General features: G+C 56.2%; 8 protein-coding genes. All 8 read right to left on the minus strand.

Annotated elements, in window-relative coordinates; all coding sequences use genetic code 11:
• Nucleotides 1–190: 190 nt before the first annotated feature.
• The 8 genes from P8014_RS14775 to P8014_RS14810 all read right to left on the minus strand — a co-directional run bounded on the left by P8014_RS14775 (nt 191) and on the right by P8014_RS14810 (nt 6,526).
• Nucleotides 191–319, minus strand: a complete 129-nt coding sequence (locus tag P8014_RS14775; RefSeq protein ID WP_337818099.1) for a hypothetical protein — start codon at nt 317–319, stop codon at nt 191–193.
• A gap of 65 nt (nt 320–384) precedes the next feature.
• Nucleotides 385–1,053 carry a cupin domain-containing protein gene (locus P8014_RS14780; protein ID WP_337818100.1) on the minus strand — a complete coding sequence of 223 codons (669 nt, stop codon included), beginning with the start codon at nt 1,051–1,053 and terminating at the stop codon, nt 385–387.
• Nucleotides 1,050–1,661: a hypothetical protein gene (locus P8014_RS14785; RefSeq protein ID WP_337818101.1), complete on the minus strand. Its 612-nt coding sequence runs from the start codon at nt 1,659–1,661 to the stop codon at nt 1,050–1,052. Before P8014_RS14785 ends, P8014_RS14780 begins: the two co-directional genes overlap by 4 nt.
• Before the next feature lie 22 nt (nt 1,662–1,683).
• Entirely contained in the window at nt 1,684–2,610 is a 927-nt protein-coding gene (locus tag P8014_RS14790) for a DMT family transporter (protein WP_337818102.1), read from the minus strand.
• Nucleotides 2,611–2,746: 136 nt separating this feature from the next.
• Complete coding sequence (trbB, locus tag P8014_RS14795; protein WP_337818106.1) at nt 2,747–3,658, minus strand: P-type conjugative transfer ATPase TrbB; 912 nt, start codon at nt 3,656–3,658, stop codon at nt 2,747–2,749.
• A gap of 5 nt (nt 3,659–3,663) precedes the next feature.
• Nucleotides 3,664–3,984 carry a hypothetical protein gene (locus P8014_RS14800; protein ID WP_337818103.1) on the minus strand — a complete coding sequence of 107 codons (321 nt, stop codon included), beginning with the start codon at nt 3,982–3,984 and terminating at the stop codon, nt 3,664–3,666.
• The gene (locus tag P8014_RS14805) at nt 3,981–4,571 is read right to left on the minus strand and encodes a S26 family signal peptidase (RefSeq protein ID WP_337818104.1); all 591 of its coding nucleotides are present in this window, start codon (nt 4,569–4,571) and stop codon (nt 3,981–3,983) included. Before P8014_RS14805 ends, P8014_RS14800 begins: the two co-directional genes overlap by 4 nt.
• Nucleotides 4,568–6,526, minus strand: a complete 1,959-nt coding sequence (locus tag P8014_RS14810; RefSeq protein ID WP_337818105.1) for a type IV secretory system conjugative DNA transfer family protein — start codon at nt 6,524–6,526, stop codon at nt 4,568–4,570. The genes P8014_RS14805 and P8014_RS14810 overlap by 4 nt, the downstream gene beginning before the upstream one ends.
• Nucleotides 6,527–6,852: the final 326 nt, after the last annotated feature.

The raw sequence follows: 6,852 nt of genomic DNA on the forward strand, positions 1-6,852 counted from the left end.
GGATCCACATATATTTGCGAGTGATTTGGTGAAATTATCTATTGCAGCATTTATCACTCCAGGCACGAAAAGGCTTTCAGAAGGTTCTGATCCACTTATCCCTGCGATATTTATAATCCTGCCAAAACCTTTTGATTGCATATATGGAATCAAGAGTTCACAAAAGCGCATATAAGAAACAAGTTTCCCTTCAAGCGCGGATAACCATTTTTTTCTGCGCGGGCATCCAAGCCGCCATCATCGCCGTGAGGTCACCACGCGCAACGCCTTGCAGATCGATGACGACCCCGGCGTTGGTCACCGCGGTGTCATACCCCATGGCTCCATTTTACGTTACCACGTAGTTATTTAGTGGGTATTTAGCTCAATAGAAATAAAATTAATTCACTTTGATTGATGCTTGTTGTATCTCGGAGGAACAAATATATTCAATGAAAAAGCAGTTTTATCATGTGGATTGAAACCTGAATGTCGTGTGTGCTCAGGCGAGTAATAGACATCCCCGAATTCAAAATCTCGCTCCTCTTCACCTACCCTCATTTGATAGGAGCCATCCACAGCAATACCAAACTGGATATTCTCATGTTTATGGGATGGCATTAATCCTCCTTTTGGGATAGTACTAAGCATTATTTCAAACCACGGAGTCACAAAAAATTTAAATTCAATCCCTGATTTTAGTGTTTTAGATGGAGTTAACTCCAAAATGCTTAGAAATTGCTCATCAACATCATTGCAATCAATCTTAAAGTCAACTGTTTTTATAACCTGACCAGATTTATTGATGGCACTGTGCTCGACGTTACTCGTTGCTACGTACCCATTCTTGCGTGCCTCCAAAATACGGCGATGGCCACCAACTTCAACTTCCATGCTTCCTTCTAGAACCATTCCGAACTGTATTTCATTATGCGAATGCCTCGGAACGACCGCTCCTGGCTCCAAAGTACTTATCATGATCTTGGTATCTTTCTCATCTCGAATGTCGAATAGCTTCGATGTAACACCAGGGTGCAATTCAAGATGGGAGGGCTCAGGAAAAAACCGGCTCATTTCAAACTCCTCTTAGTAAACACAGACCACCCCATATCTATCTGCCCAAAAGACGATAAGAATTCAACATCATCGCCATAATTAGAAAGCGCAGAAGCATTAGTAATGGCAAGATCACAATCACCATCAACCAACATTTTTGCAGCAATCGACGTGGATGGAGCATCAACTATAGTTATTTTTTCCCAAGGCACTAAAGTCCTATCATCAGCCAAATGTCGTGGAGCGTGGTGAGTAGCTATTCTGACGTGATCGTCAAATTTTGGCCGCTTTCCTTTCGAGTACGCAAGTCCATATTCAGGTGTTGAAAACCTGAATATGGCATGCAAATTGGTATGCTTATTTATATAAAAAATATTAATGTTTTTAAATGCATGAGGAACCACGCATTCATTTATTTTTTCGCTCAACAAACTCTCGAGCACTTCCTCAAATGTGGGGAAAAGGTGTATCGAGGATTTCAGATACCATGGCAAGATTGTTTTAGAATAAAACAACGCTGCTTGCTCACTGCTCGTGCCAATCGGACCCAATGTTCCAATCCTAGGTGAGCAGGTCATCATCGGCATCATTTCACTTTGATTTTGTCCGGTTTCAGTCGCTTGCATACCTGCTCTCTCCTATTTTAAATTAGGCTTCATGTGAATCGGTTTTCTTACACCTCATTAAGCGAGAGTACAATGCATCAACATTTATCGGTTTTAGCAAAATCAGAAAATTACCGGCCATTACGATGGAAAATCCAATAACAATATTGGGCGACAGATTTAATCCCTCGAATACACTAGACAATATTAATGCGACAAGAGGAAATACCAACATCGCATAAACTGCTCGATCAGCCCCTATGCGGCCCAGTAATGTCAAGTAGAAATAGAATGCAAGTACAGAACCAAATATGGCCAAATAGAACAACGATCCTATATAAGTAAATGAATAATCAAAATTAAATTGGGTACCTTTTGCTACGCAGAAAACTCCTAATAATAGGGCAGCATAAATCATTGAAAAAGTATTACTCGCTATAACACTTACCCCCTTAGACTGATTTATTCCTGACATTATATTCCCAAGGGATGACAAATATGTGCCTATTAGACAAAGAGCCACGGCGCCAAGTTCGTGTATATTAGACAGTTTATTTATACCTGGAATAAAGACAACGCCAATGCCTATAAGACCTATTACTGCGCCTAGAAGAGAAACAAAATCAATCTGTTTACGCAAAATAAACTTCCCATTTATAATATTCATTATCGCTATAGTAGAGAACAGTAATGCTACAAGACCACTATCAAGAACCGTTGTTCCCTGATATATGAACCAATAGTTTAATGAAAATAAAAAGACTCCTTGCGACGCAAATAAAACATTCTGGCGAGCTGTATAGACTAAATTTTCTCTCCTAAATAGGCTTACAAATACCATTATTAACGCCGCAATCATGAACCGATAAAACAGTGAAGCAGCCGGATCAACATTACCCAATTGATAGTGTATTCCTAGCCATGTAGAACCCCATATAAATACGGTTGCAAAGTATAAAAAAATATTCACAAATCACCCACTCACAAATTAGCTCTGTCCGCGAAATATACTTCCACATTTATCCTGATCAAATAAATAGTAAAAACGCAACATCGCCCATTCTTTTTTACTGTTTTTTAGTGAATGTGTAAGATTGCTCACAATACTAATTGCCTCCTTTCACCCTCATAACCTCTTCAATCCGCCGTCCCTGCGGCGTCCGTTTAATGCTCACCACCAGGTCGACGGCCTCGGCGATCAGCTCCGGCACCGGAGGCACGCCTGCCTCCTGAATGAGCTGTCCAAGACGAACCAGCGCCGCACCCGCATCGTTGGCGTGCACGGTTCCCACGCCGCCGGGGTGTCCGGTGTTCCAGGCTTTGAGCAGCGCCAGTGCCTCGCCTCCGCGGACCTCGCCGACCAGGATACGGTCCGGACGTAGGCGCATCGTCGCGCGCAGCAGGCGGGTCATGTCGATGGTTTCCGAAGTGCGCAGAAACACTGCGTTCTCCGCCGAGCACTGCAGCTCGCGCGTGTCCTCGATGATGACGATGCGGTGCTCCGGCGTCTCTTCGGCCATGGCATGAAGCAGCGCATTGGTGAGCGTGGTCTTGCCGGTGCCGGTTCCGCCGCACACCAGGATGTTTCTGCGCTCGCGCACCGCCTGACGTAGCAGATTCTGGTGATCTGCTGTCATCGCACCCTGGCGCACGTAATCCTCCAGCGTGAACACCAGCGAGGCCTTCTTGCGGATCGCGAACGCGGGGCGTTCTACCAGAGGCGGCACCAGCCCCTCGAACCGCGAGCCGTCCAGCGGCAGCTCGCCTTCGAGGACTGGCTCATTCTCCGTCACCACGCGGTCGAGCATCGCCGCAACCGTGTCCATCACCATTTGGCCTCGCACCGCATCCATGCGCCCGCGGCACTGCATGCCCTCCCCCAGCACGTCTACCCACAGTCTGCCGTCGGGGTTGAGCATGATCTCGACGATGCTCTCGTCTTCCAGCCACCCCAGCAGCTCCGCGCCGAGCTGGCGGCGCAGCGCCTCGCGCTGGCGGTCGCGGAACTGATCCTGCATGGCGTTCACGCTTCGCTCCACGGCTCGGCGTAGGCGGTCAGCTCGCCGGCGTCGAACGCGTGTTCTTCATCCGTATCTCCGCCCGCAGGACCGAACGCCAGCACAGGCCCGCTATCGCCACCCAGCTGCCGCCACTGGAACGCCGCGGCCTCGGTCGGGAACAGCAGCGGCCGTCCGCGGGCATCCTTGGCCAGCTCTTCCGGTCCCACCTCGAGGGCGAACACGGTATCCGGTTCCTTCCTGTCGGAAGGCGGCACGCTCGGCGCCAGGTAGCGGATGGCATAGTCGAAAGCGCGGTAGCGCTGCAGAACGTCTTCTGGGCTCATCGTGATTCCTTCGTGTTGTCGTCGTTGTTGCGTGAGGCAGCCGTTTCTCCCGGCCAGGAGACGGTCCATACCGGCCAGGCGACGCCCTCGATGCGCGTAGCCGAAAGCGGCCCCCAGTAGCGCGAGTCGAACGACTGCGCGGGATCGCCCGAACCATAGGCCCAGAACTGCCCGGCCTGCAGACGCACGGCCCCGCGCCAGTGCGGCAGGAGGACCGGATCGCTGCCGAGGGATACGATCCTGGGACGGCTGGCCGGCAGCCGTTTGCCGTCGATCCATACGCCGGCAGCCGTCTCTCTGATCAGCGCGCCGGGGCCGGCGGCCAGCTTCTTGAGAAAGGGCATCGAACCACCGGGGCAGCCGCCCTTGAACAGGAACGGATAACGCTTCAGCGCGACCGGGGGGCAGAAGTACGCATAGTCGCCGACCGCCGCCGCGCCGGCACGCACGCGCCAGACGCCGACCGGCTCCGAGGGGCTGAGGTTCAGGCGGTAGCCGGCGAACCTTGCAGCCTCGAACCCGGACGCCGTTATGGCCAGTACCGCCAGCGGGACGCGCAGCCTATACCACCACGGCTTCCCGCTCACGCCACGCTCTCCGTGTCTGCAGCCCCGGGCGCCGGCAGCAGGCGTTTTTTGAACCCCTCGTCCCGGTAGTATCTGATCTTCCTCGCCAGGATCGGCGCATGGCCTGCGACGAACACCAGCTCGTCGGTCTCCGGCAGGCGCATGGCCTCGTCCGCGGTGAGCAGCGGACGCTGCACGATCTGCTCGTTGGTGTTGACGTGCCCGAGCACCACCGCGAAACGCCCGCCCGAGTACTGGCGCTGGGTGTGCGAGACGGTGGCCTGGCCGGCCATCTTTGACAGCTCCTCGGCGGTCTCGACCTTGTTGGGCGCATAGGCCACGCGCACGTGGCAGTTGGAGACGACCGATTCCTCGCGCCCGTATGCCGCGTAGAGCTGGGCCAGGTCCTGCACGATCAGCAGGGCCTTCAGCCCGTAGCCGGCGATGAAGGCGAGCGACTCGGCGAACACGTCGAGCTTGCCCAGGCTCGGGAACTCGTCGATGAGCAGCAGCAGGCGGTGCGGATAGATGCTGCGGCCCTGGCCGTTGCCGTCGAAGTCCATGCGCTCGGTGAGCCGGCGCACCACCTGGTTCACGACCAGGCGGATGAGCGGCTTCAGGCGGTCCTTGTCCGAGGGCGGTACCACCAGGTAGAGGCTGGTCGGCGTCTCCATGAGCGACGGCAGGCTCAGGTCGGATACCGCCACGTTCTGCGCGACCACCGGATCGCGGTAGAGCGAGAGGAAGCTCAACGCCGTGGACAGCACGCCGGAGGCCTCGTTCGGCGCCTTGTTCAGGAACGACTGAGCCGCCTGCGCGACCGTCCGCCAGCCGATCTCCCGCCAGTGCTCAAGGGGTCGGCTTTCGAGCTGCCCGCTGGCCGTCTCGCGGATGTAGGCGATCACCGCCTGGAAGCCCGTCGGCGGCTTCGCCGGCCTGGCCTGCCGGCCTTCCTCCAGCGCCTGCGAGGCGGCGGCCTCGGCCTGTTCCTGCGCTTCGCGCTCGGCGCGCTCGCGCACGGGGCCGCCGTCGGAGAGAATGGCCTGCACGGTGGGCAGGTTGCGCTGCGCATCCTGCAGGTCGTCGGCGAGCAGCACGTAGAGCACCACGCCGGTCAGCAGGTCGAACCCGGTCTTGGCCCAGTGGTCGTTGAGCCCGCCGCCGCCGGGGTCGACGATCATGGTGGCGATGTTCTGCACGTCCTTGACGATGTTGCCGTCGCGGCGGATCTCGTCCAGGGGGTTGAAGCGCACCGCGCCGGGCGTCGCCGGACTGGCGGGATCGAACTTGACGGCGCGCTGGCCGAGCGCGCGCCGGTAGCCCGCGGTGAGGTGCCAATTCTCGCCCTTGATGTCGTGCACCAGCACCGACTCGTCCCACGACAGCAGCGTGGGGATGACGATGCCCACGCCCTTGCCCGAGCGCGTGGGCGCGAACACCATGACGTGTTCCGGCCCCTTATGGCGCAGGTACACCTGCGAGCGCTCCTCGCCCGGGCGCTCTTCCCAGGCACCCAGATACACTCCGCCGCGGTTCCCCGCGTCCGGCAGCAGTCCGCTCGCCTTCACCTCTTCGGCACTCGCCCAGTGCGCCGATCCGTGCAGATCGTTGCGTCCCTGCGCGAGGCGCCTCGTGCGCCGGTAGACGTAGGCCACCGGCAAGATCAGCGCCAGCAGCCCGCCGACGCCCATGCCGGCATGCGCGCGCGTGAACACCCAAAGCGCATGCGCTCCGAACGCCGGCGAGTCGTAGCGCAGCGACCAGATCACGATCTCCCACGGCGCGTAGACATGTCCGGCCATCGGCCGTCCCAGCGCCGGCGAGTAGCCGAAGCGCCAGGCGGCCCACTGCGTGACCAGCCAGAAGGACGCCAGGGTGATCAGGAAGAACAGCCCGAAGGCGGGCCAGACCACGCGGGTCATGTCGCCCTGTTCGCGGGGAATGCGGTAGAGACCGGGATCGGCAGATCGGGCCATGTCGTCACCTCGATGCGGTTGGCTTCGACGTCAATCCGCCGTCGGGGAAAGCGACAACCCGTCATGCATCGGCGTTTTGCCAGGATTCCTGGATTCTGTTGTCCTTAACCCGTCACGTTTCTCCCGCTCCCAAATATTCGAGCAAAGCTCGATCTTCCCGATATCAGGTGCCAGCACCTTCTTCGGTCGGCTTTACCCCGCGCAAACGCAGAAATTCCAACCCGAGTCCCGCAAGAGCCAACAAGATGATCGCTCCTCCGTATAGGTTCGCGACCGTCATGAGGTCGATACGCCGCGCCATGTACCCAGCAACAATCGTCGGAAGG

Origin of the sequence: Acidihalobacter sp., assembly GCF_037381185.1 — a bacterium.
GTDB lineage: Bacteria > Pseudomonadota > Gammaproteobacteria > DSM-5130 > Acidihalobacteraceae > Acidihalobacter_A.

Coding starts and splice junctions, on each gene's coding strand:
- P8014_RS14785 (WP_337818101.1), bottom strand. CDS start 1,661: ATGCAAGCGACTGAAACCGGACAAAATCAAAGTGAAATGATGCCGATG.
- P8014_RS14800 (WP_337818103.1), bottom strand. CDS start 3,984: ATGAGCCCAGAAGACGTTCTGCAGCGCTACCGCGCTTTCGACTATGCC.
- P8014_RS14775 (WP_337818099.1), bottom strand. CDS start 319: ATGGGGTATGACACCGCGGTGACCAACGCCGGGGTCGTCATCGATCTG.
- P8014_RS14810 (WP_337818105.1), bottom strand. CDS start 6,526: ATGGCCCGATCTGCCGATCCCGGTCTCTACCGCATTCCCCGCGAACAG.
- P8014_RS14780 (WP_337818100.1), bottom strand. CDS start 1,053: ATGAGCCGGTTTTTTCCTGAGCCCTCCCATCTTGAATTGCACCCTGGT.
- trbB (WP_337818106.1), bottom strand. CDS start 3,658: ATGCAGGATCAGTTCCGCGACCGCCAGCGCGAGGCGCTGCGCCGCCAG.